Annotated in this window: 22 protein-coding genes and 1 tRNA gene; 9 read left to right on the top strand and 14 right to left on the bottom strand. The window is 68.1% G+C overall.

Annotation, left to right across the window (positions count from 1 at the left end; translation table 11 throughout):
• Positions 1–4 precede the first annotated feature (4 nt).
• The 5 genes from BM345_RS30255 to BM345_RS22730 all read right to left on the bottom strand — a co-directional run bounded on the left by BM345_RS30255 (position 5) and on the right by BM345_RS22730 (position 5,652).
• On the bottom strand, positions 5–2,176 hold the full coding sequence (locus tag BM345_RS30255; RefSeq protein WP_093384035.1) for an alpha/beta fold hydrolase: 2,172 nt from the start codon (positions 2,174–2,176) through the stop codon (positions 5–7).
• Positions 2,173–2,874 (bottom strand): TetR/AcrR family transcriptional regulator, encoded by a 702-nt coding sequence (locus tag BM345_RS22715; protein WP_093384037.1) that lies wholly within the window; start codon positions 2,872–2,874, stop codon positions 2,173–2,175. Before BM345_RS22715 ends, BM345_RS30255 begins: the two co-directional genes overlap by 4 nt.
• A 79-nt stretch (positions 2,875–2,953) precedes the next feature.
• Positions 2,954–3,316, bottom strand: a complete 363-nt coding sequence (locus BM345_RS30645) for a c-type cytochrome (RefSeq protein WP_093384040.1) — start codon at positions 3,314–3,316, stop codon at positions 2,954–2,956.
• Positions 3,313–4,746, bottom strand: coding sequence for an aminotransferase-like domain-containing protein (locus BM345_RS22725; protein ID WP_093384042.1), 1,434 nt, complete (start codon positions 4,744–4,746; stop codon positions 3,313–3,315). The genes BM345_RS30645 and BM345_RS22725 overlap by 4 nt, the downstream gene beginning before the upstream one ends.
• Before the next feature lie 417 nt (positions 4,747–5,163).
• On the bottom strand, positions 5,164–5,652 hold the full coding sequence (locus tag BM345_RS22730) for a ferritin-like domain-containing protein (RefSeq protein ID WP_093384045.1): 489 nt from the start codon (positions 5,650–5,652) through the stop codon (positions 5,164–5,166).
• Between the two features lie 263 nt (positions 5,653–5,915).
• Here BM345_RS22730 and BM345_RS22735 point away from each other — a divergent pair, with 263 nt between their 5' ends.
• From BM345_RS22735 to BM345_RS22745, 3 genes are all read left to right on the top strand, one after another.
• Positions 5,916–6,404, top strand: a complete 489-nt coding sequence (locus BM345_RS22735) for a hypothetical protein (RefSeq protein ID WP_139237594.1) — start codon at positions 5,916–5,918, stop codon at positions 6,402–6,404.
• Positions 6,405–6,514: 110 nt separating this feature from the next.
• Positions 6,515–7,387, top strand: a complete 873-nt coding sequence (locus BM345_RS22740) for a YihY/virulence factor BrkB family protein (protein WP_093384050.1) — start codon at positions 6,515–6,517, stop codon at positions 7,385–7,387.
• Positions 7,388–7,556: 169 nt separating this feature from the next.
• The gene (locus BM345_RS22745; RefSeq protein ID WP_093384053.1) at positions 7,557–9,275 is read left to right on the top strand and encodes an alkaline phosphatase D family protein; all 1,719 of its coding nucleotides are present in this window, start codon (positions 7,557–7,559) and stop codon (positions 9,273–9,275) included.
• A gap of 76 nt (positions 9,276–9,351) precedes the next feature.
• Here BM345_RS22745 and BM345_RS22750 read toward each other — a convergent pair whose 3' ends face one another.
• The 4 genes from BM345_RS22750 to tilS all read right to left on the bottom strand — a co-directional run bounded on the left by BM345_RS22750 (position 9,352) and on the right by tilS (position 12,335).
• Positions 9,352–9,738 (bottom strand): VOC family protein, encoded by a 387-nt coding sequence (locus BM345_RS22750; protein WP_093384055.1) that lies wholly within the window; start codon positions 9,736–9,738, stop codon positions 9,352–9,354.
• A 153-nt stretch (positions 9,739–9,891) separates the two neighbouring features.
• Positions 9,892–9,984, bottom strand: a tRNA-Ser gene (locus BM345_RS22755).
• Between the two features lie 22 nt (positions 9,985–10,006).
• Positions 10,007–11,275, bottom strand: a complete 1,269-nt coding sequence (locus tag BM345_RS22760) for an aspartate kinase (protein ID WP_093384058.1) — start codon at positions 11,273–11,275, stop codon at positions 10,007–10,009.
• Between the two features lie 100 nt (positions 11,276–11,375).
• A complete protein-coding gene (gene tilS, locus BM345_RS22765) occupies positions 11,376–12,335 on the bottom strand; it encodes a tRNA lysidine(34) synthetase TilS (protein ID WP_254789922.1) in 960 nt (319 codons plus the stop codon).
• Between the two features lie 168 nt (positions 12,336–12,503).
• Here tilS and BM345_RS22770 point away from each other — a divergent pair, with 168 nt between their 5' ends.
• Positions 12,504–12,797: a YkvA family protein gene (locus BM345_RS22770; protein ID WP_093384063.1), complete on the top strand. Its 294-nt coding sequence runs from the start codon at positions 12,504–12,506 to the stop codon at positions 12,795–12,797.
• A gap of 6 nt (positions 12,798–12,803) precedes the next feature.
• Here BM345_RS22770 and BM345_RS22775 read toward each other — a convergent pair whose 3' ends face one another.
• The 3 genes from BM345_RS22775 to cysS form a co-directional block, all read right to left on the bottom strand.
• Entirely contained in the window at positions 12,804–13,781 is a 978-nt protein-coding gene (locus BM345_RS22775) for an acetyl-CoA carboxylase carboxyltransferase subunit alpha (RefSeq protein ID WP_093384065.1), read from the bottom strand.
• Between the two features lie 62 nt (positions 13,782–13,843).
• On the bottom strand, positions 13,844–14,464 hold the full coding sequence (locus BM345_RS22780) for a DNA-3-methyladenine glycosylase family protein (RefSeq protein WP_254789932.1): 621 nt from the start codon (positions 14,462–14,464) through the stop codon (positions 13,844–13,846).
• Between the two features lie 50 nt (positions 14,465–14,514).
• Positions 14,515–15,903 carry a cysteine--tRNA ligase gene (gene cysS / locus BM345_RS22785; protein ID WP_093384068.1) on the bottom strand — a complete coding sequence of 463 codons (1,389 nt, stop codon included), beginning with the start codon at positions 15,901–15,903 and terminating at the stop codon, positions 14,515–14,517.
• A gap of 218 nt (positions 15,904–16,121) precedes the next feature.
• On the opposite strand from cysS, the gene BM345_RS22790 reads away from it, so the two are divergent.
• The 5 genes from BM345_RS22790 to BM345_RS22810 all read left to right on the top strand — a co-directional run bounded on the left by BM345_RS22790 (position 16,122) and on the right by BM345_RS22810 (position 19,554).
• Positions 16,122–16,748 carry a tetratricopeptide repeat protein gene (locus tag BM345_RS22790; protein WP_254789924.1) on the top strand — a complete coding sequence of 209 codons (627 nt, stop codon included), beginning with the start codon at positions 16,122–16,124 and terminating at the stop codon, positions 16,746–16,748.
• 102 nt (positions 16,749–16,850) lie between these two features.
• Entirely contained in the window at positions 16,851–17,408 is a 558-nt protein-coding gene (locus tag BM345_RS22795) for a peptidylprolyl isomerase (RefSeq protein ID WP_093384073.1), read from the top strand.
• 17 nt (positions 17,409–17,425) lie between these two features.
• The gene (locus tag BM345_RS22800) at positions 17,426–17,941 is read left to right on the top strand and encodes a peptidylprolyl isomerase (protein ID WP_093384075.1); all 516 of its coding nucleotides are present in this window, start codon (positions 17,426–17,428) and stop codon (positions 17,939–17,941) included.
• 28 nt (positions 17,942–17,969) lie between these two features.
• Positions 17,970–18,746, top strand: a complete 777-nt coding sequence (locus BM345_RS22805; RefSeq protein WP_175545119.1) for a UDP-2,3-diacylglucosamine diphosphatase — start codon at positions 17,970–17,972, stop codon at positions 18,744–18,746.
• 13 nt (positions 18,747–18,759) lie between these two features.
• Positions 18,760–19,554 carry a M90 family metallopeptidase gene (locus BM345_RS22810; RefSeq protein ID WP_093384078.1) on the top strand — a complete coding sequence of 265 codons (795 nt, stop codon included), beginning with the start codon at positions 18,760–18,762 and terminating at the stop codon, positions 19,552–19,554.
• Between the two features lie 15 nt (positions 19,555–19,569).
• Here BM345_RS22810 and BM345_RS22815 read toward each other — a convergent pair whose 3' ends face one another.
• Together BM345_RS22815 and BM345_RS22820 are read right to left on the bottom strand one after the other, a co-directional pair.
• Positions 19,570–22,392, bottom strand: coding sequence for a DUF349 domain-containing protein (locus BM345_RS22815; RefSeq protein ID WP_254789926.1), 2,823 nt, complete (start codon positions 22,390–22,392; stop codon positions 19,570–19,572).
• Positions 22,393–22,487: 95 nt separating this feature from the next.
• The gene (locus tag BM345_RS22820; protein WP_093384082.1) at positions 22,488–26,330 is read right to left on the bottom strand and encodes a DUF748 domain-containing protein; all 3,843 of its coding nucleotides are present in this window, start codon (positions 26,328–26,330) and stop codon (positions 22,488–22,490) included.

Below are 26,330 nucleotides of genomic sequence, written 5' to 3' on the forward strand. Positions count from 1 at the left end.
GGCTTCATCGTGCCCACCCGCGGTTCTCGAGCACCTGCGCAATGCGCAGGGCAGCGCGCGCCGCACCGTCGGTTTCCACCGGCCGGTAGCGCACGGGTTCATGCATGGCGGCCAGCGCGCGGCGCGCCAGCGCGTCCGGGTCCAGCGTCGCCGTGTAGTCCATCGAGCGGTCGGCGGCGTAGTTGGCCAGGCGCTGGCGCACGTGCACGCACTGTTCGAAATGGTGCTGCAGCGGAAAGCTCAGGAAGGGCCGGCGCGTGGCCACCAGCTCCATCGTGGTCGACAGCCCGCCCTGTACCAGCGCCAGGTCGCAGCACGCCAGGTGTTCGAACAGGTTGTGCACATAGGGGCGCACTTCCAGCCCGGGCTGCGGCTCGAACGCGTCGGTGGACAGCCGGGGGCCGGTGACGAGGATCAACCGCAGCTCGGGCAACTCGCGCTTCATGCGCGGGAAGGCCTGCGCGATTCGCTGCAGCAGGTGCTGGCCGGTGGCGGTGCCACCCACTGCGGCAATGGCGATCTTCTCGTCGCTGCGGTAGCCGAGCCGCGCGCGAAGGCGCTGGGTATCGGCCAAGGCGGCCGGATCGAAAGGCAGGCAGTAGCCGCAGTAGCAGAAGTTGCGATCGGTCCACTCGCGGATGCCGGGCAGGCCGGGCCCGAAGGCTTGTTCCGTCACGTCCTCGCGGTTGCCGACGAAGATCGCCGCGTCGCGCAGGTAGGGGTAGCGCGCCACGTGCTCGATGTCGTCGGCATTGCGGTCGGCGCACAGCACCGCCTCGCGCTCGTTGCCCTCCTCCATGGGCAGGCAGCCCACGAAGTCGGTGAGGAAGACGTAGGGCTGGCGCTTGAGCTCCGGGTTTTCGTGGTAGTGGTAGTCCACGTCCCACGCCTCGTCGCCGACCACGATGTCGTAGTGCTCCGACTCGACCAGGTCGAGGAAGGTCATGAAGTTGCTATTCATGACCTCGTCCATGGTGCGCAGCGCGAAGAAGGCCGACAGGTCGTGTTCGCCGGCCATGCGCTCGAAGTGGCGGCTCTCGTTCGCAAGGCGCCGGGTGATCGGATGCAGGTGCTCGCCCTCGCGCTCCAGGTAGCCCGCGGCAGGGTCGGTGGTGAACCAGTCGATCGCCAGGTCCGGCTGCAGCTTGCGCAGCTCGCGCGCGATGGCCAGGTCGCGCTGCACGTGGCCCAGGCCGATCGGGCTGGAGATGAACAGCGCACGGCGGGGCCGCTTCATGGCACGCGTCCAGGTCCGCTGGCGCGCCGTGCCGCCGATGAATTCGCGCAGCGTGCGATTGAAGACCACCGGGTCGCGCGCCGCCGTGACATGGCCGCCGCCGCCGATCGTGAGCATGTCCGAGCCGGGCACCAGCGCGTGGATCTCACGACCCTTGGCATAGGGAACGCGGCCGTCCTCGTCGCCGTGGATCACCAGCGTCGGGCAGGCCACGCGGCGCGCCAGTTCACGCACGTCGTTGCCCATCCAGGCGTTGCGGCACCAGGCCAGCCACTGGGCACGCGTGGCCCAGGCGTAGTGCACGCCGTCCTCGTAGGGCTTGGTCGAGTGCGGCTCGCTGAAGATGGTGGCCATGAACCAGTCGACGTAGGCAGGCCAGTCGCCGCGCATCGCCTCGGCTTCCTTGGCCAGGCGCTGCGCCACCTTCGGGTCGTCGGTGAGCGACTCGGCAAAGCCCCCGGCCGTGACCACGTGCGTGATGCGTTGCGGCTGCTCGGCGGCCAGCCGCAGCACGGTCAGTGCCGCGGCCGAGATGCCGACCAGGGCGACCCGCTCGACGCCCACCGCGTCGAGCACGGCGACGAAGTCGGCATGGAAGTGATCGAAGCTGTAGGCCGCCTGCCCCTCGGGGCGGTCGGAGCGCCCGTTGCCGCGGCCGTCCATGGTGATGACGCGGAAGTGCCGCGACAGGTAGGGCACCGTGCCCTTGAGCATCTGGCTGTGCACGATCTGGAAGGGCGGCGCAAAGGCGATCCACGGGCCGCTCTCGCCCCAGGTGGCGTACCAGAGCCTGACGCCGTCGCGCTCGATGAAGCCCTCCTGCACCGGCTGCACGGTCTCGTAGGGCGAAGCGGCGGCATCGGGCACGGCGCCGGGCTCGGGCAGCGGGCCCGCCATGCGGGCCAGGCGCTCGGGCAAGGGGCGATCGGGTTGGTTCATCGCCGGCTCCTGCTTCGCGCCGCAGGCTGCGCGGCGCGGGCGGCCTTGGCGTCGAGGGATTCGAGCAGCCACTGCACGGCGTCCAGCGCCGCGCAGTGCTGCGCCTGCTCTTCCTTCACGCCCAGCAGGTCGGCGAATTCCATGCCCAGCCAGAACTCGGAGATCCAGCAGGCAATGACCTCGGGCGTGAAGGGCGGTGGCAGCTTCGTGCCGTCGGCCTCCAGCGCGGCAATGGCCTCGCGCGCGGCACCCAGCACCAGTTCCTTCCAGGCCAGCAGGCGCGGCAGGAACTTCTCGCGCAGCCCGGCGTTGGACAGGCTGGCCGCCCACAACTCGGCCTGCAGCCGCACGAAGCCGGACTTCAGGTCTTCCTGGTAGAAGCGCCGCGCGCTGGCCCACTTCTGCGCGAAGCCCTCGTCGCCGGCGTACATCGAGGCCTGCCGGGCCAGCAGCCGCTGGTTCGCGGCATCGAGCACGTCGATGACCAGCTGGTCCTTGGTGCGGAAGTGGTAGTTGATGAGCGCATGGTTCACGCCGGCGTCCTTGGCGATCTCGCGCACGCTCAGCGCCGCGTAGCCTTCGGACACCAGGCGCCTGAACGCCGCATCCAGGATGCGCTCGCGCGTCTGCGTCGCGTCGCCGTCGTGCAGCTTCGACGCGAGAGGTCGGGACCGGGGGGGCGAGGCGTCTGGCTTCATCGTTCACCAGGTGGTTTAAACAGTCGTTCAAATCTTAGGCGCGCGACCTGCGCTTGTCAATCGGCGCTCCCGTCGCCGTTCAGGGGGTCGATGGCAGGGCGAGGATCCAGTCTGCGAGATCGCGTGCTTCCGCTTCGCTCACCTGCGGCTGCCGGGGCATGATGACGCGGCCCCACGAGCCCACGCTGCCCTCGCGAATCTTCTGGTCCAGCCGGGCACCGGCGGTGGCATCGGCGCGATAGCGCGCCGCGATGTCTTCAAATCCCGGGCCGACGAATTTGCCCTGCACGCCGTGGCACCGGAGGCACCCCTTGTCGCTTGCCAGGCGCTCCCCTTCACCCACCGCCTGGCCGCAACCGGCTGCGAGAGCGGCACACGCCATGGCGACGACGAGCCCTGCAGCACGCAACGCTCTTGCGGCCGGGATCGGACACGGGCTCATCGCGTCGCGAGGCCTGCGGCCATGTGGCCCAGCTGCCGGATCGCGTCGTCCACGCGCGGATCGTCCGGGTGCCCGGCGTTCAGGCGCAGGTGATGGACGAAGCGCCGGTCGGCCGAGAACAGCACGCCGGGCGCGGTGCTGATGCCCGCGCGCCGGGCGCGATGGTGCAGTTCCAGCGCATCCACCTCGGCGGGCAGTTCGAGCCAGAGGAAGTAGCCGCCCGATGGCAGCGTGATGCGGGTCCCCGGCGGGAAGTGGCGCTGGACCAGCCCGCGGACGCGCCGCTGCTCGCGCGACAGCGCGGTCCGAAGCCGACGCAGGTGGCGGTCGTATCCGCCCTGGTCCAGGTATTCGGCGATGGCCACCTGCGAAGGAATCGAGGTGGCAAGCGAGGTCATCATCTTCAGCCGCAGCACCTGCCCTGCATGTCGCCCCGCGGCCGCCCAGCCGACCCGGTAGCCGGGCGCCAGGCACTTGGAGAACGACGAGCAGTGCAGCACATCGCCGGCCTCGTCGAAGGACTTGGCGGCAGGCGGGCGACGCACGTCCGCGTAGAGCTCGCCGTACACATCGTCCTCGATGAGCGGCACGCCACGACGCGCCAGCAGGGCGACCAGCTCGCGCTTGTTCCTCGAGGGCATCGAGGCGCCCAGCGGGTTCTGCAGGTTCGGCATGAACCAGCACGCCGCCACCTTGTGCTGCTCCAGCAGGCGCTCCAGGTCCTGCAGGACGACCCCTTCCCGGGGATCGGTGGCCACCTCGACCACGCGCAGATGGAGCCGCTCCAGCGCCTGGAGGGCTGCGTAGAAGGTCGGTGACTCGACCACGACCAGGTCCCCGGGGCGCGTGACCGCCTGCAGGCACAGGTTGAGCGCCTCCATCGCGCCGTTGGTGATGACCAGCTCGGGCTCGGCCAGGGTGATGCCCTGCAAGGCATAGCGGCGCAGGATCGCAAGCCGCAGGCGCTCGTCCCCCACGGTCAGGCCGGTCGTGACGCCCTCGGGCTGCAGGCTGCGCATGGCACGCCCGCCCGCCCGCGCCAGTTCTTCCAGCGGAAAGAGATGCGGCGACGGAAAGGCCGAGCCCAGTGGCACGACGGCCGGGTCGCGCGTGGACTCCAGGATGTCGAAGGCGAGCGTGCTGACGGCGACCTCCGAGGCTTCGCGCGCCGGAGTCGCCGGCTTGGACAGCTGCCGCAGCGACCGCTTCTCGGCCCGGACGTAGTAGCCCGAGCGCGGCCGGGCCTCGATCACGCCCCGGGCCTCCAGCAGGGCATAGGCCTGGAACACGGTCGAGGCGCTGATGCCGCGCTGCTCGCAGGTCTGCCGTACCGAGGGCAGCCGGTCGCCTGCCTTGAGCAGGCCCTGCTTGACGGCAAGCGCCACGTCATCGGCCAACTGCTCGTAGAGGCTGAGGGCTTCGTCGACCATCTGATACGGTGGAAATTCGCTAAATCTGCATCCTACCGCTCAGTTGGCGACCGCGAAGATCGGATGAACCACCCCATCCCTTCAAGGCAATCATCCAAATGAGAAACAAGTCCATCCTCCGGGTCGCAACACATGGCGCAGCCTGCCGCGCTGCGCTCACCTTTCCTATGGGAGCCGCGCAATGAGCGAACTGGCCATGGGCGATGTGTGGGGCGTGGTGCTGGTGTTCACGGTGGCGGTGGCCATGATGGCGCTGTGCGCGCTGACGACCAGCAAATGGAAGTGAGCGGAGCGACTCCGCAATTCCGCCGGGCCTCGCATAGCCGATCGCGAGCCTGAGATTCTTGACGGGGCGGACGAGGACGGGCGGCCGAGGCGAGCAGCCAAGTCGCCCCGGTCCACCGTCGCAAGAGCGTTCTACGCCCTCTGCTCGCGAGCAGCGTTGCGCAGATCGCGGATCTGATCGTGGTTGCGCTGCGCCCCGTCGGCCTGGCGTTGGACCACCATGCGCACATCGGCCGGAAGGTTCTGCTTGAGCGCCTTGCGGTACTGCGCCACGGCTGCATCTTCTCCGCGCTCGCAGGATTCCAGAATCGACAACTCGCTGTTGGCACCGACGGTGCCTTTGACGTGCACCCAGCCTCGATGCAGCGCACCGGCGGCCGTCCCACCTTGCGCGGGCGTGCCCCCGTACTGCTGAATCAATGCGATCAGTTCCTGCTCGCCTTGGCGGCACGAGTCAGCCCGGCCGGCGAAGACCTGCTTCAGGGATGACGACTCGACCTCTTCGGCACAAGCCAGGAAGCCGTGACCGCCGTCACGCGTAATTTCCAGCAGGTCATTCAAGACATCGACCACGTCGTCGTTGGAAAGCGCATCACCGGAAATAGCGGAATCACCAATCATTTTTCGGTCCTCTCAGTGAAGCCCAGGCGGACTACCCAGGCAGCGTTCAGCATCTCCCCCATCGGAGGACCGGGCTATCAGACCGCGCGCATGGCGCCTGTAGGTTCAAGCAGTCTCAGCAACAGCGCGGCAGTAGTGAATCGCCCCTTGCTCGCGGCGACGACAGGATTGCGCGTGAGAAAGTTCTTGTCGGACGGCCCTGCCAAGATGCTTCTACTTTGGATGGCGCCTTCGCGCATTCCGAGCGAGCAAACTTTGCCTGCTTGACCCAGAAGCTTCATTTGGCAGGCAACATCAAATTGGAGGTCACCATGAATCCGAATGACACCAGATCCGCGTCAGAGCTCGCCGCAGAAGGCGCACGCGCAGCCACCGATGCCGGACAGGCCGCGCAAGGCTACGTCAGGGAAAGCAAGCGGATTGTCCAGGAGGCCGCCGCGTCGATCCGTCCAAGCGCGCGAGAGTTCAAGGATCTGGCAGCAGAGGCGGCAAACACCACCAGTGGTCTGGTGCACGACGCGCGCGATCTGTCCCATCAGGCGGTTCGCACAGCAAAAGGCTACGCAACAGAAGGCCTTCATGCGACGCACGAAAAGATGCTTCGACTCTCGGGGCGCATGGAAGACGGGGCGAATGCCTGCAGGCAGTACGTTGCCGCCAACCCGCTGAAGGCGACATTGGGCGCGGCGGCGACCGGCGCACTGATCATGACCCTGATGCGGTTCGCTGCACGAGGCCGAGCACGCGCTTGACACAGCGGGACGCTGTGACTGCTCCGACGCGCGCCGAACGCGTGGGCAATGGCACAGGACTGAGCTGCCTCCATGGGCTGGGCGAAGCTTGGCGCCGAACACGTCGCGTGGTGTTGGTCACACCCGGCTTGCGGGTCGTGGTGCTGGCGATGAGGAACTATGTCCTGCACCAGAGTGCCAATCAGGCAGGGAGTCTTGCGTTCTCATCGGTGCTGGCGATGTTCCCGCTTCTGATTCTGGCTTCGGCCGCAGCCGGCTTCATCGGGCAGCCGGGAGACGCAGCAGCATTGGCGGAGCGCGTGATGGGGTACGCGCCTCAGGTGGTGCGGGATGCGATGGAGCCGGTGATCAAGCAGGTCCTGGCTCAGCGCAACCAAGCCTTGCTGACCATCGGTGTAGTGGTCACGCTCTGGACGGCTTCTTCTGGCATGCAGGCCGTGCGCAGCGCGCTGAATCGTGCTTACGGTGTCCGGCGAGGGTTGCCTTTCTGGAAAGCGCGCATCAAGGTTACGGTGTTCACGGTCATCGTGGGCGGTGGCGTCTTGCTTGCGTTCAGCTCGGTCGTCGTCATGCCCTACGTGTGGCAGATCCTTGAGGACAACGTACAGCCAGGGCCCCGGACCCTGCCGATGCTCCTCGGCAGCGTCCGCTATGGCGTGGCGTTCCTGACCTTGGCAGTGCTTTATGCGCTCTTGTACGGGTGGCTGCCGGATATGCGGCAGCGGTTTCTCACCGTGCTGCCTGGCGCTCTGATTGGCGCAACGCTGTGGGTGGCTGCCGCTGCCACGCTTTCGTACACGCTACGCACAGCAGGGAACTTGACCTTGATCTATGGCAGCTTCGCCGGCATCGTGGCGACACTGGTATTTCTGTACATCAGCGCCTCCACGCTGATTTTCGGCGCAGAGATCAACGGTGCAATCCGTCGCGCAAAACGCGGCGAAACCATGGCGACCGCGAGCGATGCAGGTCGTCCTTCCTGAACGCGGCGCATCTCAGCCCGACAGCCTTCCATCGCCGAACACTGACAGCAATTGGAATTGCGGGCCTACACAAAGCCTTCCGGCGCGCCCCGTCTAATCGACCTCAGCTTCCGACACGACAAAAGCAAGCATTTCGCGGCTGACGGGCTGGGCGCTTAGGGAGAGCAGCATGGCCATTCCTGACGGCACCCAGCCGAATCCCCCACAGGCGGAGTCGGGCCCCTCGCGCCGCGGCTTCATCCGGGGCGCGGTCCTGTATGCGATGTTCGTCGGCACCGGGGTCAGCACCACAGGGTGCGGCGGCGGCGGCGGCGGCGATGATGGCGCAGGGCCTCCGGCCGGCGGTTCCGAAACCTTCCAGCACGGCGTCGCGAGCGGCGACCCGCTGTCCGACCGCGTGATCCTGTGGACGCGCGTGACCGTCGCCAGTCCGGGCGCGCTGAGCCTCAAATGGGAGGTCGCGAGCGACGCGAACTTCGGCGCCATCGTGGCGCGCGGCGACGCGGCCACCAGCCCGGACCAGGACTACACCGTCAAGATCGACGTCACGGGGCTGCAGCCGGCCAGCACCTACTTCTACCGGTTCTTCCTGGGCGCGCAGGCCTCGCCCACAGGCCGCACGAAGACGCTGCCGGTGGGCAGCCTCTCCCAGCTGCGGCTGGCGGTGCTGTCCTGCTCGAACTTCCCGGCGGGCTACTTCAACGTCTACGCGGAAGTCGCGAAGCGCGACGACATCGACGCAGCCCTGCACCTGGGCGACTACATCTACGAGTACGGCGTGATCGGCTATGCATCGCAGCTGGCCTTTGCCATCGACCGCGAATCCCAGCCCTCGCACGAGATCCTGACGCTGGAGGACTACCGCCGCCGCCATGCGCAGTACCGCAGCGACGCGGACCTGCGCGCGATGCATGCGAAGGTGCCGGTGATCGCCGTCTGGGACGACCACGACCTGGCCGACAACGCCTGGTCGGGCGGCGCGGCGAACCATGACGAGGGCAGCGAAGGCAGCTTCGTCGCGCGGCGTGCGGCGGCGGTGCAGGCCTATCACGAATGGCTGCCCATACGCCTTCCGGACCCAGCCGACCCCCTGAAGATCTACAGGTCCTTCGACTTCGGCAACCTGGCGTCGCTGCACATGCTGGACACGCGCCTGATCGGGCGCGACCAGCAGGTCACGCTGGACCAGTACCTCAGCGGCCTGGCCGACGGACCCACCCGCCAGCTGCTGGGCACCACCCAGCTGGACTGGCTGAGGGCGCGCATGGCCACATCGGGCGCCACCTGGCAGGTGCTGGGGCAGCAGGTGCTGATGGCTCGCATGCATGTACCGCTGAGCGTCGCGAGTTCGATCTCGCCGGAAACCCTGGCCGAGTACACACTGGCCTTGTCCACGCCAGAGGCGCTTCGCAGCGACTCGCAGCGTGCCCTGCTGGCCCAGCGCCGCGCGCCGTACAACCTGGATGCATGGGACGGCTACCCCGCTGCCCGCGACGCGGTGCTGGCGGCCGCACGCAGCCAGAGCAAGAACCTGATCTCGCTGGCTGGCGACACGCACAACATGTGGGGCGCCAACCTGACCGACGCAAGTGGCCAGCGCGTCGGGGTGGAGTTCGCAGCCCCATCCGTGAGTTCACCCGGCTTCGAGACGCGGCTGCCCCTGATCTCCAACTCGTTGCTGGCCGACGCCTTCCTGAAGATGGTGCCCGACCTTCGCTTCGCGGAGACCAGCAAGCGCGGCTACCTCGTGCTCACGCTCACGCCGTCCGAGGCCCGCGGGGACTGGATCGAGGTCAGCACGGTGTTCAGCCACTCCTATTCCACCAGCATCACGGCGAGCAGGCGCGCCTTGCCGGGTCCGATCAACCTGGATCTGGTTGCAGCCTAGGAGCGCGCGCCCGCGGGGCCATGCGGCTGCGTTCACGCTTTGGCAGGGGCTCAGCCGTCGAGCCCCGCCGCTGGCGTCAGGCCAGGTCCTCGTGCAGGCACAGGATATTGCCCTCCGGATCTTCGAACCAGGCTGCCTTCTCGGAACCGAGTACGCAAACGTGATCGACCGTCTTCAGGCCCGGCAAGTCGTAGTCGGCGAAGCGCACACCGCGTCCTTCGAGCGCGGCCACGGCCTCGTCGATGTGTGCGACGCGGAAGCTGACTGCCGTGTGCTCGGCCTTCGTGCCTTCTGGCTTCGGGAAGAGCGCCAGCTCGGTCCCACCGCACTGGTAGATGAACTTGCCGTCGGGCTTTGCGCCGAGCGGCTCCAGTCCCAGCGCATCCTCGTAGAAACGGCGTGCGCGATCCAGATCCTTCACTGGCAGCATGCAGGTGACGTGACTGGAGGCCAAGGGATTCATGACAGTGCTCCTGCAGTCCTGACGCCCCGTTTGTAGTCCGATCCGGGCACGGCTGCAATGCCGGCAACCTGCCAATCGGGCCCCTGGGACGCGTGAAAGCAAGGCTGAAAAAAAGAAGGGCGCCCTGGTTTCAGGGCGCCCTTCTAGGGTAGTTGGCGGAAACGGAGGGATTCGAACCCTCGATGAGGCTCTACACCCCATACTCCCTTAGCAGGGGAGCACCTTCGGCCACTCGGTCACGTTTCCGTAAGAACAGCATTATGCCATCTTAGGAAGCCGCCTGGTCCAGATCGAAGGCCTTGTGAAGGGCGCGGACGGCCAATTCCATGTATTTCTCGTCGATGACCACCGAGGTCTTGATCTCGCTGGTGGAAATCATCTGGATGTTGATGCCCTCTTCGCTCAGCACGCGGAACATCTTGCTGGCCACGCCCACATGACTGCGCATGCCGATGCCCACGATGCTCACCTTGCAGATCTTGGCGTCGCCCTCGACCTTGGCGGCACCCAGTTCGGGCAGCACCTTGGCGTTGAGCAGGTCGACAGTCTTGCTGTAGTCGTTGCGGTGCACCGTGAAGCTGAAGTCGGTCTTCCCGTCCTTGCTCAGGTTCTGGATGATCACGTCGACTTCGATGTTGGCATCGGCCACGGCACCGAGGATCTGAAAGGCGATGCCGGGCTTGTCAGGCACGCCCAGCACCGAGATCTTGGCTTCGTCGCGATTGAACGCGATGCCCGAGACAACGGCTTGTTCCATGTTTTCGTCTTCCTCGAATGTGATGAGCGTGCCGGATACGGCCTCTTCCTTGATATCGATGTCCCACGGCGTGAAGCTGGACAGCACGCGCAGCGGCACCTTGTACTTGCCGGCGAATTCCACCGAGCGGATCTGCAGCACCTTGGAGCCCAGGCTGGCCATTTCCAGCATTTCCTCGAAGCTCACCGTCTTCATGCGGCGGGCATCGGGCTCCACGCGCGGGTCGGTGGTGTAGACGCCATCGACGTCGGTGTAGATCAGGCACTCGTCGGCCTTGAGGGCCGCGGCCACGGCCACGGCCGAGGTGTCGCTGCCGCCACGGCCCAGCGTGGTGATGTTGCCGCCATCGTCCACGCCCTGGAAGCCGGTGATGACCACCACGCGGCCGGCATCGAGGTCGGCGCGCACGCGCTCGTCGTCGATGCTCTCGATGCGCGCCTTGGTGTAGCTGCTGTCGGTTTTCACCTGCACCTGCCAGCCGGCGTAGCTGACGGAGCCGACGCCCTCGGCCTGCAGGGCGATGGCCAGCAGCGCGGACGAAGCCTGCTCGCCGGTGGCGGCCAGCATGTCGAGTTCGCGGCCGTGGGCGGCGTCGGAGTGGGCAGGTGCCAGTTCCTTGGCCAGCCCGAGCAGGCGATTGGTCTCGCCGCTCATGGCACTGGGAACCACCACCATCTGATGGCCGGCACGGTGCCACTTGGCCACGCGTTTGGCGACATTGCGGATGCGCTCGGTCGAGCCCATCGACGTGCCGCCGTATTTATGAACGATCAATGCCATGGGTGAGTGTCTAGGAGAAATGGATGCCGCCGCGCGTGCAAACGATCACCGGGGCAGCGCACCTGCCATGCTCCTGAACACGTTTCCGCTGGGGCAGCGGTCAGCGCAAGGGCTTGAGCGAGGGCCCGTCATTGTACCAATCGAGCACGGCCCCCGAGCGGTGGACGAAACCGCCCCCCACCTTGATGTGCAGGCGGTGGCCGCGCGTGCGGCAGGCATCGATCTGCTCCAGCAGTTCCTCGAGCTGCGCGGCGCTGGGCGTGCAGCCGTGCGTGCGCAGCAGCCAATGCCGCAGCACGTTGGCCTGGCGGGGGCGCGACAGGCGTTGCAGGGCCTCGATGGCCGGAGGCACGTCGATGGCCGCCAGGTCCTGCTCGGCGAGTTCAACGAGCAGTGCCTGCGCCTGCGCCGCGTGGGCGGCACTGCGGGCGAAGGTGGCGCGGAACTGCGGGAAGGCCTGCTCCAGCGCGGGCAGCACCACGCCGCGGATGCGGTTGCGGGTGTAGCGCGAATCCGCATTGCTGGGGTCTTCGATCCAGGCTTCACCCTGCCCTTGCAGCCAGTCGCGGATCTCGCTGCCCGGCAAATGGAGAAGGGGCCGGTGGTAGCGCAGCCCGCCCCGCAGCGCCTGGGCCGGCATCGCAGACAGCCCCGCGAGTCCAGCGCCACGCGACAGCGCCAGCAGCAGCGTCTCGACCTGGTCGTCCGCGTGGTGGCCCAGCGCGATGTCCTGCACGCCCGCTTCGCCCGCCATCCCGGCCAGTGCGGCGTAGCGCGAACGCCGCGCCGCATCCTCGGGGCTCTCGCCACTGGCGTGACGGGCGTCCACGCGCTTCACCATCAGCGGCACCGACAGCCGGCCGCACAGCGCGCGGCAATGCGCCTCGAAATCATCCGCCGCGGCCTGCAGGCCGTGGTGCACGTGCAAGGCTCGAAGCTCGCCCGGCCAGCGGCGCGTACAAGCCAGCAGCAAGGCCGTGGAGTCGGCCCCGCCGCTCAGCGCCACCGCCACCGGCAGCCGGGGCTCGAAGGCCGCGACCGCCTGCTCGAGGGACGTCACGGCGCATCTCCATGCCGGCAGGGCTGGCATGGGCTCGCAGTGCGTCGGAGGGCAGCAGAATGCATGCGCGCATTGTGGGGCCGCGTGGCTGCCGGGGAACTTGCATCGGCCCCGATCGGTCCCACCTGCGGCACAGGCCGGCATCCGGCGTCCGAAGGAGTCATGCACATGTGGAAACTCGCCACCCTCTGGTTCTCGCTGCGCCGGGAAGCCGCGCTGGCCTGGGCGATGCTGCGCCATCCGGGCACGCCCAGGGGCGCGAAGCTGGCTGTGCTGGCCGCGGTGCTCTACGTACTGAGTCCGGTCGACCTCGTGTCCGACCTGATTCCGGTGCTGGGCTGGATCGACGACGGCGTGGTCGCCGCCCTGCTGCTGGGCCTGGCGGCCAAGCTGATGCCGCCCGAGCTGTACGCGGCCCTGAAGACGCGCGTCGCGCAGCGCCGGGCCGGCACCGCGCGCTGAGCGGTCTTACTTGGCGTCGGCGCGGGTGTCCGAGAAGCGCCCGTAGCTCTGCAGGCGCTCGTAGCGGCGGTCCAGCAGTTCGCGCGGCTTGAGGTCGGCCACCTGGCGATAGGCATCGCCGAGCGCGCGCTTGAGGAACACGGCCATCTGGCGGTGGTCGCGGTGCGCCCCACCCACCGGCTCGTTCACGATCTTGTCGACCAGGCCCAGGGCCTTCAGCCGGTGCGCGGTGATGCCCAGGGCATCGGCCGCTTCCTGCGCCTTCTCGCCGGTCTTCCAGAGGATGGAGGCGCAGCCCTCGGGGCTGATGACCGAATACACCGAGTACTGCAGCATCAGCACCTGGTCGCCCACCGAGATCGCCAGCGCGCCGCCGGAGCCGCCTTCGCCGATGATGGTGACGATGACCGGCACTTCCAGCTGCGCCATCTCGAAGATGTTGCGGCCGATGGCCTCGGACTGGCCACGCTCTTCGGCGTCGATGCCGGGATAGGCGCCCGGCGTGTCGACGAAGGTGAAGATCGGCAGCTTGAACTTCTCGGCCGTCTTCATCAGGCGCAGCGCCTTGCGGTAGCCCTCGGGCTTGCTCATGCCGAAGTTGCGCGCCGTGCGCTCCTTGGTGTCGCGGCCCTTCTGGTGGCCCAGCACCATGCAGGGCGTGCCGTTGAAGCGCGCCAGCCCGCCCACGATCGACAGGTCGTCGGAGAAGTGGCGGTCGCCGTGCAGCTCGACGAAGTCCGTGAAGATCTCGTTGACGTAGTCCAGCGTGTAGGGCCGCTCCTGGTGCCGGGCGATCTTGGTGATCCGCCAGGGCGACAGGTCCGAATAAATGTCCTTGGTGAGCTGAAGGCTCTTCTTGCTCAGCTGGTCGATTTCTTCAGAGATATCGACTGCCGATTCGGTCTGCACGTAGCGCAGTTCTTCGATCTTGGATTCAAGCTCCGCGATGGGCTGCTCGAAGTCGAGGAAGGTTCGTTTTGCCAACGTCTTCTCCATTCAAATTCTGTGTCTCGCCGGGGACAGGCACGCGTTGCAAACCAATGGCTTCAATACGCGACCGGCACCGGTTCGAGCGATCTCCAAATATACCAAGTCCCCACGCTGCAGTAGGGTGCCCATGCCATGGCGACCTCGCGGGCATCGCTGCGGCTGACCGGATCGCCGGAGAAATAGTTCTTGCTGATGCCGTTGATCAGGCCCACGTCGTCCAGCGGCAGCACGTTGGGCCGCATGAGGTGGAACATGAGGAACATCTCGGCCGTCCAGCGGCCGATGCCGCGGATGGCCACCAGCTCGGCAATGATCTGCTCGTCGTCCATGTCCTTCCACGAATCGACGTGCACCTGGCCGTTGTCGAAGTGCAGCGCCAGGTCCACCAGGTACTCGACCTTGCGCGCCGAAAGGCCGGCGGCGCGCATGTCGTCCACCTTGAGCTTGAGCACGCTGCCGGGGTTCATGCGCCGCGGCAGGTCGGCGAAGCGCTCCCACACCGACTGCGCGGCCTTCACCGAGATCTGCTGGCCCACGATGCTGCGCGCCAGCGTGACGAAGGCATCGCCACGCGACTCCAGGCAGGCATCGCCGAACTGCGGGATGAGCCGCTTCATCACGCGGTCCTTCTTGGCCAGGTGCTTGCAGGCCTCGTCCCAGTAGTCGGGCGTGATGATGGTGACGGGCGGGGCCTTGGCCGCCGCGCCCTTGTTGGCGCTAGCGGTGCTCACTTGGCGACCGTCCAGGTGGTGCCGGTGGGCGAGTCCTTGAGCTCGATGCCTTGCGCCAGCAGGTCTTTGCGGATGCGGTCGGCCTCGGCGAAGTTCTTCTCGGCCTTGGCCCTGGCGCGCTGCTCGATCATGGCGAGGATGGTGGTTTCGTCCAGGGTGGCGCCGGCACGCAGGAAGGTTTCCGGATCGCTTTGCAGGATGCCCAGCACGCCACCCAGCGCGCGCATCAGGCCGGCCAGCTTCGCGGCTTCCTCGTCGCTCGCCGCGCGGTTCACCGCGCCAGCCAGCTCGAAGAGCACCGCCACCGCCTCGGGCGTGCCGAAGTCCTCGTCCATGGCCGCCTTGAAGCGGGCCGCGTGCGGCTCGTTCCAGTCGATGTCGGCCTGCGCCGGCTTCACGCGCTGCAGCGCGGTGTACAGGCGCTTGAGCGAAGCGCGCGCATCCTGCAGGTGCACGTCGCTGTAGTTGAGCGGGCTGCGGTAGTGCGCGCGCAGCACGAAGAAGCGGATGGTCTCGGCGTCGAAGACCTTCAGCACATCGCGGATCAGGAAGAAGTTGCCCAGGCTCTTGGACATCTTCTCGTCGTCGATGTTGATGAAGCCGTTGTGCATCCAGGTGCGCACGAATGGCTTGCCGGTGGCGCCTTCACTCTGGGCGATCTCGTTCTCGTGGTGCGGGAACTGCAGGTCGGCGCCGCCGCCGTGGATGTCGAAGGTCTCGCCCAGCAGGTCGCAGGCCATGGCCGAGCACTCGATGTGCCAGCCCGGACGGCCTGGGCCGAAGTCGCTGGGCCACTTCACTTCCTCGGGCTCGCTTTCCTTGGCGCTCTTCCAGAGCACCGGGTCGAGCGGGTCGTCCTTGCCATCGAGCACGGCCACGCGCTCGCCGGCATGCAGTTCGTCCAGCGTCTTGCCCGAGAGCTTGCCGTAGCCCGGGAACTTGCGCACCGCGTAGTTCACGTCGCCGTTGGGCGAGCGGTAGGCCAGGGCCTTGTCCTCCAGCGTGGCGATCATCGAGAGCATCTGCGGCACGTACTCGGTGGCGCGCGGCTCGTGCGTGGGCCGCTCGATGCCCAGCGCGTCGGCATCCTCGTGCAGCGCATCGATCATCCGGTCGGTGAGGCTGCGGATGCTTTCCTTGTTCTCGACCGCGCGCTTGATGATCTTGTCGTCCACGTCGGTGATGTTGCGCACGTAGTTCACGCGCAGGCCGCTCGCCTTGAGCCAGCGCTGCACCACGTCGAAGGCGATCATCGAGCGCGCGTGGCCCAGGTGGCAGTAGTCGTAGACGGTCATGCCGCACACGTACATGCGGACTTCACCGGGCCTCAAGGGCGAAAAGACCTCCAACGCACGCGTGAGCGTGTTGTAGATGCGCAAACTCATGGGATTCGGAAAAAGGCGTCGCTTTTGAATGGGGCGCCCACGCAGCACGTCTGTCCTGGGCGAAGGACGCTTTATTTCAGGAAAGGGGGGACGTGGCAAGAGGGGTCGCCTGGGACCCCTGGGCTACAATGGTCCGCAGTATAAACGGCCCTCGCCGTATGCATTCTTGGGTCGTTCAACGCCTTGCCGCGAGCGCCCGATCCCCATCCCGAGGCTCCATGCAGCAGGTCGCAGCTACACGCCACCACCCTCCCCGTCTGTTCGTCCTCGCGGCGCTGTTCGCGATTTTCCTGGCCTGCGCCGGCAGCGCCCGCGCCGACCAGTACACCGACGTCAACGCCCTGCTGCGGCAGGGCCGCGCCCCCGAGGCGCTGACCAAGGCCGATGCCTACATCGCCAGCAATCCGCGCGATCCGCAGATGCGCTTCCTGCGCGGCGTGATCCTCACCGAGCAGGGCAAGCAGGCCGACGCGATCGCCGCTTTCACCGCCCTGACGCAGGAATTTCCGGAGCTGCCGGAGCCCTACAACAACCTGGCCGCCCTCTATGCGGCACAAAGCCAGTTCGAGCAGGCGCGCAACGCGCTGGAGACGGCCATCCAGCGCAACCCCGGCTACGCCACGGCGCACGAGAACCTGGGCGACGTGTACGTGCGCCTGGCCGCCCAGTCCTACAGCCGCGCGCAGCAGCTGGAAAAAGGCAACACCACCGCCGCCCCAAAGCTGGCTTTGCTGCGCGAGGTCTTCCTGCCCAAGGCAGCCGCGCCCAGGCGCAGCGCCACGCCACCCGCCGCACCCGCGGCGCCCGAAGCCGGCGCCGAAGCGGGAACGCAGCCGCAGCGTTAGGCTCCAAGCTTGACGCTGCCTGCGGGCAACGCCGCTTTTCGTTCAACCTGACTGAAGAAAGACGCCCTGGCCTTGAACACTCCCGTCCTTGCTCGCCGCCTGATGCTGGCCTTCTCCTGCAGCCTCGTGCTTGCGGGCACCGCCCTTGCGCAAGCGCCCGCCGCGGCGCCGCGCGTCAAGCTCACCACTTCCATGGGCGACATCGTGGTCGAGCTCGCGCCCGACAAGGCGCCCAAGACGGTGGCCAACTTCCTCCAGTACGTGAAGGACAAGCACTACGACGGCACAGTCTTCCACCGTGTCATCGACGGCTTCATGATCCAGGGCGGCGGCTTCACCAATGAGCTGTCGCAGAAGCCCACGCGCGAGCCGATCCCGCTGGAGGCCTCCAACGGCCTGAAGAACGACAGCTACACCATCGCCATGGCGCGCACCGGCAACCCCAATTCGGCCACCTCGCAGTTCTTCATCAACGTGAAGAACAACGACTCGCTCAACGCCCCCAACCCCGACGGCTACGGCTACACCGTGTTCGGCAAGGTGGTTGCGGGCAAGGACGTGGTCGACAAGATCCGCGCCGTGCCCACCAGCAACAAGAACGGCATGCAGAACGTGCCCATCGTCCCGGTCGTGATCCAGTCGGCCACGGTCGCCAAGTAACTCAACAGGAGCCACTCATGAGCAACAAACCCCAAGTCGAACTGCATATCGCCAACCAGGGCGTGATCACCCTCGAACTGGACGCCGAGAAGGCGCCCAAGTCCGTCGCCAACTTCCTGTCCTACGTGAAGGCCGGCTTCTACGACCGCACCGTCTTCCACCGCGTGATCCCCGGCTTCATGGCCCAGGGCGGCGGCTTCGAGCCGGGCATGACCCAGAAGCCCACCGAGGCGCAGATCGAGAACGAGGCCAACAACGGCCTGAAGAACGACAAGTACACCGTCGCCATGGCGCGCACCAATGCGCCCCACTCGGCCACTGCGCAGTTCTTCATCAACGTGGCCAACAACGGCTTCCTGAACCACACCGCGCCCACAGCGCAAGGCTGGGGCTACGCCGTGTTCGGCAAGGTCATCTCGGGCACCGACGTGGTCGACAAGATCGAGCGCACCAAGACCGGCCGCAAGGGCTTCCACGACGACGTGCCGCTGGAAGACGTGGTGCTCGAGAAGGCCGTCGTCATCGCCGAATGACGGGGCCGGGCGCCCTCCAGGTCCTGCCATGAGTCTGCAGCAAGCACCCGCATTCCAGGAACTGGTGGCGCCCGAAGGCTGGCACACGGTCGACATCATTTCCGACCTGCACCTGCAGGCCGACCGGCCGGCCACGGTCGAGGCCTGGCGCGGCTACCTGCAGACCACGCCGGCCGACGCCCTGTTCATCCTGGGCGACCTCTTCGAGGTGTGGGTGGGCGACGACGCCGCCGCCCTGCCCGGCTTCGAGGCGCAATGCGCGGCGCTGCTGCGCGAAGCCGCCACGCGGCGACCCATCTTCTTCATGCACGGCAACCGCGACTTCCTGCTGGGTCAGGACTTCGCAAGCCGCGCCGGCATCACCCTGCTGGCCGATCCGACCGTGCTGGCCTTCATGCAGCAGCGGTGGGTGCTGAGCCACGGCGACGCGCTGTGCCTGGAAGACACCGAATACCTGCGCTTTCGCGAGCAGGTGCGCTCGCCCGCATGGCAGCAGGCCGTACTCGCGCAGCCGCTGGAGCAGCGACGCGCCCTCGCCCGCTCGGTGCGCTCGCAGAGCGAGGCACGCCAGCGCGAACCCGACATGGTCTGGGCCGACGTCGACAACCCAGCCGCGCGCGACTGGCTCCGGCAGGCGGGCTCGCAGGTGTTCATCCACGGCCACACGCACCGCCCCGCGGTGCATGACCTGGGCGACGGCCTGCAACGCATCGTCCTCAGCGACTGGGACGTGGACGCCCATCCGCCACGCGCCCAGGTGCTGTGCCTGTCCAACACTGGCGCCCGGCGCGTCGACCTGCGCTAGGGCCCGGCGCCACATGCTGCGCTGGCTGCGCAAGCTGCGATCCCTGCCCGCCATTCCCGATGCGGCCTGGCAGGCCACGCTCAACCGCTACCCATTCCTGGCCGAGCGGCCGCCCGCCGACGTGGAGCGGCTGCGCCTGCTCGCGGCCGAATTCTTGCGCGACAAGGAATTCCACGGCGCCCACGGCTTCGCCATCACCGACGAGGTGGCGCTGAGCATCGCGGCGCAGGCGGTGCTGCCACTGCTGCACCTGCCCGGCGGCCTGAACTGGTACGACGATTTCGTCGGCGTGGTGGTGCATCCGGCCGAAGTGGTCGCGCCGCGCTCCGTGATCGACGAAGCCGGCGTGGTGCACGAGTACGAGGAAGTGGTGGCCGGCGAGGCGATGGAGCACGGCCCGGTGATGCTGAGCTGGCAGGACGTGCTGGCCAGCGGCGTCACCAGCGACGAGGGCTACAACGTGGTGATCCACGAGTTCGCCCACAAGATCGACCTGCGCGACGGCGCGGCCGACGGCTGCCCGCCCCTGCCGCCGGGCTTTGACGGCAGCGATGGCGCACGCGGCGCGCGCGAGGCATGGATGTCGGTGATGGAGCAGGCCTACGAGGCCTTCCGCGAGAAGACCATCATGGCCGAGCGCTTCGGCGCCGAGGCGCCCTGGCTGGACGACTACGGCGCGCAGTCGATCTCGGAATTCTTTGCCGTGGCCTGCGAGGCCTACTTCGTCAACCGCGCGCAGTTCGCGCAGGAAGAGCCTGCATTGCTGCGGCTCTTCGACGAGTTCTTCCTGAAGCAGCGCGCGGCCTGAACCGCGCGCCCCCGCTTACTTGCGCAGCAGCGACTTGAGCGCCGACTGCAGGCGGCGCGCGGCCGTCGTGTCGTGAGCAGCAGCCAGCACCTTGCCCACGTCCTGGCCCCAGGTCTGGGCCGGCGCCGGGTCGCCACGGCGCGTCAGCAGCTTGAGCTGCAGCGCACGCCGGTCGTCCAGCGCCTCGGCCGGCGTCGGCACCTCGGCGGCCATTTCCAGGCGCAGCAGCGATTCGGACGCGTCCTTCTCGCCGGAGGGCGAAGCGCCCAGCGACTGAAGCCACGCACCACGCACGGCCGGCGAGATCGCGCGACCCAGTTCCTGCACGCTCGGCACTTGCGCCGCGTCGCGCTTTTCCCAGGCAGCGATCAGCTGCGTGAGTGCTTCGCCATGCGCCTGCGCAGCGAGCTTGCGCAGCGCCTGCTGGGCGTGCTCCAGCGACTCGCGCTGGGCACGGAAGGCCGCGTCGCCCAGGCGCGGACCGCGGTCGGGCCGATCGTCGCCGCCGAAGCGGCCACCACGATCTCCCCGATCGCCACGGTCACCACCGCGGTCGCCGCGCGGATCACGCTGCGGGCCACGGCTGTCGCGGCGGTCTCCGAAGCGTCCGCGCGCCCCAGGTGCGGGCTCGCCGCCCTTCTTCGCGCCCGGACGGTCGTCGCCGCGCACGGCCACCACCGGCTTGCGCGGGGCGGGTGCGGGAGCGGCCGCAGGCGCGGGGGCGGCCGCGTCGGCTTCGGATTCGCCGGCATCGGATCGCGCCGACGGGTCGGCGCCATCGGCGGGCGAGGTCAGGTCATGGTCCGCTGCCTGCTCGGGATGCGCGGCAGCCTGGGTGTTCTCGCCGCCGCCTTCGGACGGCGCACCCGCCAGCTCGGCGCTTTCGGAGAACTCGGCTGCGGCCTGACCGGGCGCGACCACCTCGGTGGCACCCACGTTCGGGCCGTCGGCCGGCGCCGGCTTGAACTCGCCGCGGAGGGCGGCTTCGAGGTCGGCCATGGCGGTGCGGATCTTCTGCGCGTCGCCGGTCGCATTGGCAGCCTCCAGGGCTTTCGATGCGATCAGCACGTGGCGGTCGTGCTCGCTCATGGCCGAGCTGGCTTTCTCGCGCTCGGCCGTCTTGCGGTTGAATGCTTCGTCGATGGGTGCGCGGAAGGCGTCCCACAGCTTCTGTTCCTGGCGGCGGTCCAGCGGCACGCCTTGTGCCTCGGCCTGCCAGCGCTGCTGCAAGGCCTTGACCGCGTCGATGCGCAGCTGGGGCGCAGCGCCCAGGGCCACGGCTTCGGCAATCAGCGCCTGACGGCGTTCCATGCTGCCCTTTTGCGCGCCTTCCAACGGTGCACGCGCGGCGCCGAAGGCCTCGGCCCACTGCGTCTGCAGCTCGGCAAACACCTTCTCGCCCACGTGGCCAGCATCGCGCCATCGGTCGGCGAACTGGTGCAGGGCGCGGTTGTGCGCCTTCAGGTCGCTGTCGGCAGCGTGCGCGGCGGCCCATGCCTTGACTTCCTCGATGAGGGCCAGGCGATGGGCGCGGTGCTCGGCCGCATCGGCGCGCACCTTCTCCAGCCAGGCCTCGACCACCTTGTGGGCCTCGTTGCAGGCTTCGTCGAAGCGCTTCCACAGGGCGTGGTTCGGCACGCCGCCCTGGTCTGCCTTCTTCCACTGGTCGCGCAGGGCACGCAGGCTTTCCTGCATCTTGCGGCCGCCCAGGGCCTGCCCTTCGGGGCGCTTGAGCAGCGCTTCGGCCTTGGCCACCAGGTCTTCGCGGACCTTGTCTGCGCTCCAGCGCTGCCAGCCCTCGAGCTCGCCCGCGGCGACCAGGGCGGCATGCACCTGGCCTTCCAGCGGCTGCTCGACCAGGCGGCCATGGTCCTTGAGCACGGCGCGCAGCGCGGCGGCGGCGCCGGCACTGCCCTTGCCGTGGCCTTCTGCGGTTTCCTGCTCCAGCCGGGCCAGGGCGGCCTTCACCGCCTCGTTGGCGGCGGCGCGCACGGCCGGGTCCACCTTGGGGCCGCGCGGGGCGGCCGGCTTGGCGGCAGCGGTGCTGGCCGCGGCGGTGGCTTCTGCCTCGGTCGGCAGGCCGCGGGCGGCGCGCAGCTCGTCGGCCCACACGGGCACCGGCGGCAGCGGCGCGGCCGCATCGGTGGAGGCGGCCACGGCCTGCGCCAAGGCGGCCTGGAAGGCATCGGACACCACCAGCAGCTGCGCCTTGGAGGCTTCGAGCTGGGGCGCGACGCGCGGGTCGAGGCTGCCCCAGTTGACATCGGCGCTGATCTCGCCGGCCTGCTGCTTCCAGCTCTCGACGTCGGCGGCCAGCGAATCGCCGGCGGCCTGGGCGTCCTGCCAGCCCTTGGTGGAGAGCACTTCGAAGCGCTGGGCCAGCAGCACGGCGGCTTCGCGGTGGACCTGGGCGCGATGCTGCAGGTCCTCGATGCCCTTCACGCGCTCGGCCAGTTGCGTCTTGACGCCGGCCAGCGGCTCGCGCGACAGCGGCGCGCCTGCCTTGGCGGCATCACGCTGCCAGGCCAGCGCATCGGCGATGTTGAGCTTGGGCTGCTCCAGGAGCGTGCGCGCCTTCTGCTCCCACTCGGCGGCGATCGAAGCCTGGTCGCGCGCGCGGCGCAGTTCGTCGAGCTTTTCGCGCACCAGGCGCGCGGCGCCCTTGTCGCGGCCGCTCAGCTCCTTGAAGACTTCCTGCAACTGCTCGGCCGCAGGGCTCGCCGCCAGCCAGTCGCGCACGCGCTGCGCGCGCTCGCCTGCCGTGGGCGCAGTGAAGGCGCCGCCCGTGAGTGCGTCGAGTGCCTGGATATCGTGGGGCTTGGAAGTGGATGAAGTCACAGCGAGAAGTCTTCTTGTGGATCTCTGAATTACAAATGGAAACGCGCCGGAATTTCCGGCGCAGCCCTCCATTTTGACCCACCCGGGGCCGGCACTCAACGCGCGTCGAGTTTCAGCTCTGCCCCAGGCTTCCAGTCGGCCCCGCTGGCCTTGGTCTGCACCGCACCCAGGAACAGGCGTTCGGCGGGCAATTTCTGCTCGAGAAGGTAGTCGCGCACCACCACGCCTCGCTGCACCGCCAGCTGGCGGATGGACTCGTCGTTGACCGTCATGTTGGAGATCAGCAGGTCTTCCATCTCCTTGAGCGGCAGGCCTTTCTGCAGCCCGACCATGTTGCGCGGCTTGCTGAAGTCGGCACGCTTGTAGACCTCGGTGATCAGGTCGGGGTACTCGGCGTCGGTGACCGGCGAGACCTCGCCGGCGTCCTTGCCCGCACGCACGGCGGCGCGGCGCTTCTCTGCCTGGGCGAGCTCGCGCAGGCGCTGGCGCTCGTAGGCGCTCTTTTCCTTTTCCAGGTCCGCGGTGCCGATCACCGTCATGCGCAGGGTCGGTCGCTCGGCCAGTGCCTTGGCCACCTTGTCCAGGCTTTCCTTGGCCGAGGTGTTGAGTTCGGAGCGGCCGGCGTCGAAAGCGATGGTGTTCGACTCGCCGCCGGAGCCGCCGCCACCGCCGGTGAACAGCGCCACGGGCGAGGTCACCGCCTTCACGATCAGGTTGACGATGCCCTTCCAGATGATCGGCCAGACGCTGAACTGCGGGTCGTTGATGGAGCCCGAGACCGGCAGGTCGATGTCCACCACGCCGTTGCGGTCGGCCAGCAGCGCCATGGCGAAGCGAACCGGCAGCGTGCGCTCGGCCCCCGGCGCCTGCTGGTCGCTGAAGGTCAGCTGGTTGAGCACCAGCTTGTTGGTGGCGGTGAGCCGCCCGTCGGGCGTGATCTTGTAGTTGAGGTCCACGCTCATCTTGCCGCGCTCGATGCCGTAGCCCACGTAGCGGCCCGCGTACGGCGACAGCGGCGCCAGCTCCAGGTCGCGCATCTTGGCGGTGATGTCCAGTTCCAGCGGCTTGGCCAGCGGGTTGAGCTTGCCGACGATTTCCAGCGCCGCGGTCTGCTGCGCCTTTCCGCGCAGCTCCAGGTCGGCCAGTTGCGTCTTGCCGTCCACCGGCTTGGACGAGAAGGCGCTGAGCTTGCCGGTCAGCTCGCTCAGGTCGGCCGAGTAGTTGGGCTTGACGAAGCGGTCGTTGAAGTCGATGCGGGCATTGACCAGCGAGATGGGGCCGAAGTTGATCGTCGGTTTCGGGCCCGTGTCCGCTGGTGCGGGGGCCGCTGGCGCAGCGGCCTGCGGGGCAGCCGCGGACTGTTCGCTACCCACCATCGCCTCCGCCGGTGGCGCCGGCCCCTGCTTCGGCGTGACGGGCTGGTTCGACTGGGTGACCGTGCCGCGGCCGAACAGGCGCTTGCGGGTCTGCGGCGGCTGGGCGGCACCCTCGGCCGCCGGCTGGCCCTGGGCATTGGCGGCCACCGGCTTGCCGATGTCGATGGGCTGGCGGCTGGCCAGGTCCTGCAGGTGCAGGGTGCCGGACTCGTCGATGACCAGGCGGGCGAACAGGTCGGTGAGCGTGGTCTCGCGCACGTCCAGGCTGAAGGGCGACTTGGGCACCATGTCGAACTTGACGCCGCGCAGGCTCAGCGACTTCCAGGACAGCAGGCGGCTGGCACCCCGCTCGTCTGCTCGGGCGCCGGCCCCGCCGGGTGCCAGCAGGGCGCTGTTGACTCGCACGTCTTCCAGCGCCGTGTCGCCGGCGAGGCTGACCTTGGGCCCGGCCGGATCGGCCGTGTACCGGACGTCCCCGCGGTAGTTCAAATAGAAGCGGCGCAGGTCCACGTTGGGCGCCTGGTCGGCGAAGTAGGCCTTGAAGGCATGCACCGGCAGCGCATTCAGGTCGACCTTGCCGTCGGTGGCCAGCACCGGCTTGAGCGCCACCTTGCCTTTATAGGAGAAGCGGCCCGGATCGGCGCGCCGGCCCGAGGAGATCCGGCCCGACACCTCGATGGGCGAAGGCTTGGCGCCGTCCAGCGCCAGCTGCTGCATCTTCAGGCTGAAGTTGTTGACCTCCACCTCGACCGGGGTCTTCTCGTTGGCCTTGTCGACGAAGCCGACCACGCCGCCGTCGATGGAAAGGTTGCCCAGCGACACCTGCCAGGGCTTGCCTTGTGCACCACCGTTGCCCTCGGCGGCCTTGGCGCTGGCGGCAGCCCCGCCATTGGCCGCGGGCGCGGCGGGCGTCTTGCGCCAGCCCTCGTACATCCAGGTCTTGTCGCTGCCGCGCTCCACCTTGAACTGCGGCTTGCTGAGGCTGAGATTGGCCACCTCCACCGTGCGCTTGGCCAGGTCGACCCTGGCGTCGCCCAGCTCCACGCGGCCCACGCTCGCCAGCGAAGTCTTGCCCTGGGCCAGGGCCAGCCCGTCGATGCTGAACTGCTTCACGTGAACGTTCAGGTCGGGCTGGTTCCAGCTGATCTCGGCCTGCCCGCTCACCTTGCCGTCCACCGTGGGCACCAGCTGCTGGGCCAGGTAGGCGCCGCCCAGCGAGATGGGAAGCTGCTTGAGCTCGGCCTGCACCTTGGCCGCCTTGGCCGTGCCCTCGCCCTTGAACTGGATGCCGCCGCCGCCCAGCTGCGTGGAGCCGCTGAAGGTGGCCGGCTTGTCCATCGGCCAGAAGACGTTCTGGGCCTCCATCTGCAACTGGCCCAGTTCCAGCGCGGCGGCCGGCGACAGGGTCTCGTCGCGCCAGACCGCCTGGCCGGCCTGCAGGCCCACCTTGTCCACCTGGACCTTCCAGGCCAGCTTCTCGGCCGCGCCCTTGGCCGCCTCGACGGCGGGGCGGGACATCTCTGCCGGCTTGCCGGCGCTCTCGGCCGGGTCCACCGGCTGGATGTTCAGGCGCCCCTGCGCGTTGCGGGTGATCGCCACCTTGGGCGCCTGCAGCGCGACCTCGCTCAGGTGAACCATGCCCTGCAGCGGCCGCACGTCGGCCATCACCACCTTGAGCGACTCGAAGCCCAGCAGGTCCTTGTTCCGGGCGTCCACCACGCCGATGCTCTTGAGCTCCACCGTGCCGCTCAGGCTCAGGCCCTCCTGCGTGCCCTGCTTGAAGTCCACCTTCAGGTCGGCGCTGAGCTTGCCGCCGGACACCTTCGCGATCTGGTCGCGCGGCGCATAGGGCAGGAAGGGCGCCAGGTCGAGCTCGTGGATCTGCAAGCGGCCATCGGCAGCGCGCATCTCGGCAAAGGGCGTGGCCTGGGCGTCGGAATCGAAAGTGCTGCCATTGAGCTTGAAGGCCAGCTTGGGCTCGACCTTGACGTCGCGCTGCGAGGCGAAGCTGCTCAGGAAGGGCACGCCCAGGGTGATGTCGCGCACCTCGTGCTTGGGGCCGATGGCCTGGTCGTCCAGGTCGATCTCGCCGCCGGTGAGCTGGATGTTGTAGATGGCAAAGCGCGCCGGATCGCCCTTGGGCTTCTCAGGCTGGCTGGCCAGGCGCTTGACGATGTCGTCGAAGTCGTAGCTTCCGTCCTTGTTACGCACCACCTTGAGCCTGGGGCGCTCGACGGTGACCGCATCGATCACCGGCGCCAGCCGCAGGATCGACTGCAGTTCAGCGTCGACGTAGATGCGGCCGACGTCGACCTGCGAATGGGTGCCGTCGGCGCTGGCGATGCGCAGGTCGTCCACCGCGAGTTCCAGGGTCCAGGGCTTGAAATCGACCTTTCCGATGGTCACCTGCCGACCGAGCTTCTCGCTGGCGATCTTCTGCACCTGGCTTTTCAGGATAGGCGGCACCGCCGCCCAGGCGATGGCCCACAAGGCGAGGAGCACTGCCAGGGCGATCACCGCTCGCCGCACCCACTTGTTGTTTCTCAGCGTGACAGCATTCAT

The sequence above is a fragment of the Variovorax sp. OV329 genome, assembly GCF_900114785.1.
Lineage (GTDB): Bacteria > Pseudomonadota > Gammaproteobacteria > Burkholderiales > Burkholderiaceae_C > Variovorax.

Excerpts from the sequence above, each read along its gene's own strand:
- BM345_RS30255 (WP_093384035.1), bottom strand. The coding sequence starts at position 2,176 with ATGAACCAACCCGATCGCCCCTTGCCCGAGCGCCTGGCCCGCATGGCG.
- BM345_RS22715 (WP_093384037.1), bottom strand. The coding sequence starts at position 2,874 with ATGAAGCCAGACGCCTCGCCCCCCCGGTCCCGACCTCTCGCGTCGAAG.
- BM345_RS30645 (WP_093384040.1), bottom strand. The coding sequence starts at position 3,316 with ATGAGCCCGTGTCCGATCCCGGCCGCAAGAGCGTTGCGTGCTGCAGGG.
- BM345_RS22725 (WP_093384042.1), bottom strand. The coding sequence starts at position 4,746 with ATGGTCGACGAAGCCCTCAGCCTCTACGAGCAGTTGGCCGATGACGTG.
- BM345_RS22730 (WP_093384045.1), bottom strand. The coding sequence starts at position 5,652 with ATGATTGGTGATTCCGCTATTTCCGGTGATGCGCTTTCCAACGACGAC.
- BM345_RS22745 (WP_093384053.1), top strand. The coding sequence starts at position 7,557 with ATGGCCATTCCTGACGGCACCCAGCCGAATCCCCCACAGGCGGAGTCG.
- BM345_RS22750 (WP_093384055.1), bottom strand. The coding sequence starts at position 9,738 with ATGAATCCCTTGGCCTCCAGTCACGTCACCTGCATGCTGCCAGTGAAG.
- BM345_RS22760 (WP_093384058.1), bottom strand. The coding sequence starts at position 11,275 with ATGGCATTGATCGTTCATAAATACGGCGGCACGTCGATGGGCTCGACC.
- BM345_RS22770 (WP_093384063.1), top strand. The coding sequence starts at position 12,504 with ATGTGGAAACTCGCCACCCTCTGGTTCTCGCTGCGCCGGGAAGCCGCG.
- cysS (WP_093384068.1), bottom strand. The coding sequence starts at position 15,903 with ATGAGTTTGCGCATCTACAACACGCTCACGCGTGCGTTGGAGGTCTTT.
- BM345_RS22790 (WP_254789924.1), top strand. The coding sequence starts at position 16,122 with ATGCAGCAGGTCGCAGCTACACGCCACCACCCTCCCCGTCTGTTCGTC.
- BM345_RS22795 (WP_093384073.1), top strand. The coding sequence starts at position 16,851 with ATGCTGGCCTTCTCCTGCAGCCTCGTGCTTGCGGGCACCGCCCTTGCG.
- BM345_RS22800 (WP_093384075.1), top strand. The coding sequence starts at position 17,426 with ATGAGCAACAAACCCCAAGTCGAACTGCATATCGCCAACCAGGGCGTG.
- BM345_RS22805 (WP_175545119.1), top strand. The coding sequence starts at position 17,970 with ATGAGTCTGCAGCAAGCACCCGCATTCCAGGAACTGGTGGCGCCCGAA.
- BM345_RS22810 (WP_093384078.1), top strand. The coding sequence starts at position 18,760 with ATGCTGCGCTGGCTGCGCAAGCTGCGATCCCTGCCCGCCATTCCCGAT.
- BM345_RS22820 (WP_093384082.1), bottom strand. The coding sequence starts at position 26,330 with ATGAATGCTGTCACGCTGAGAAACAACAAGTGGGTGCGGCGAGCGGTG.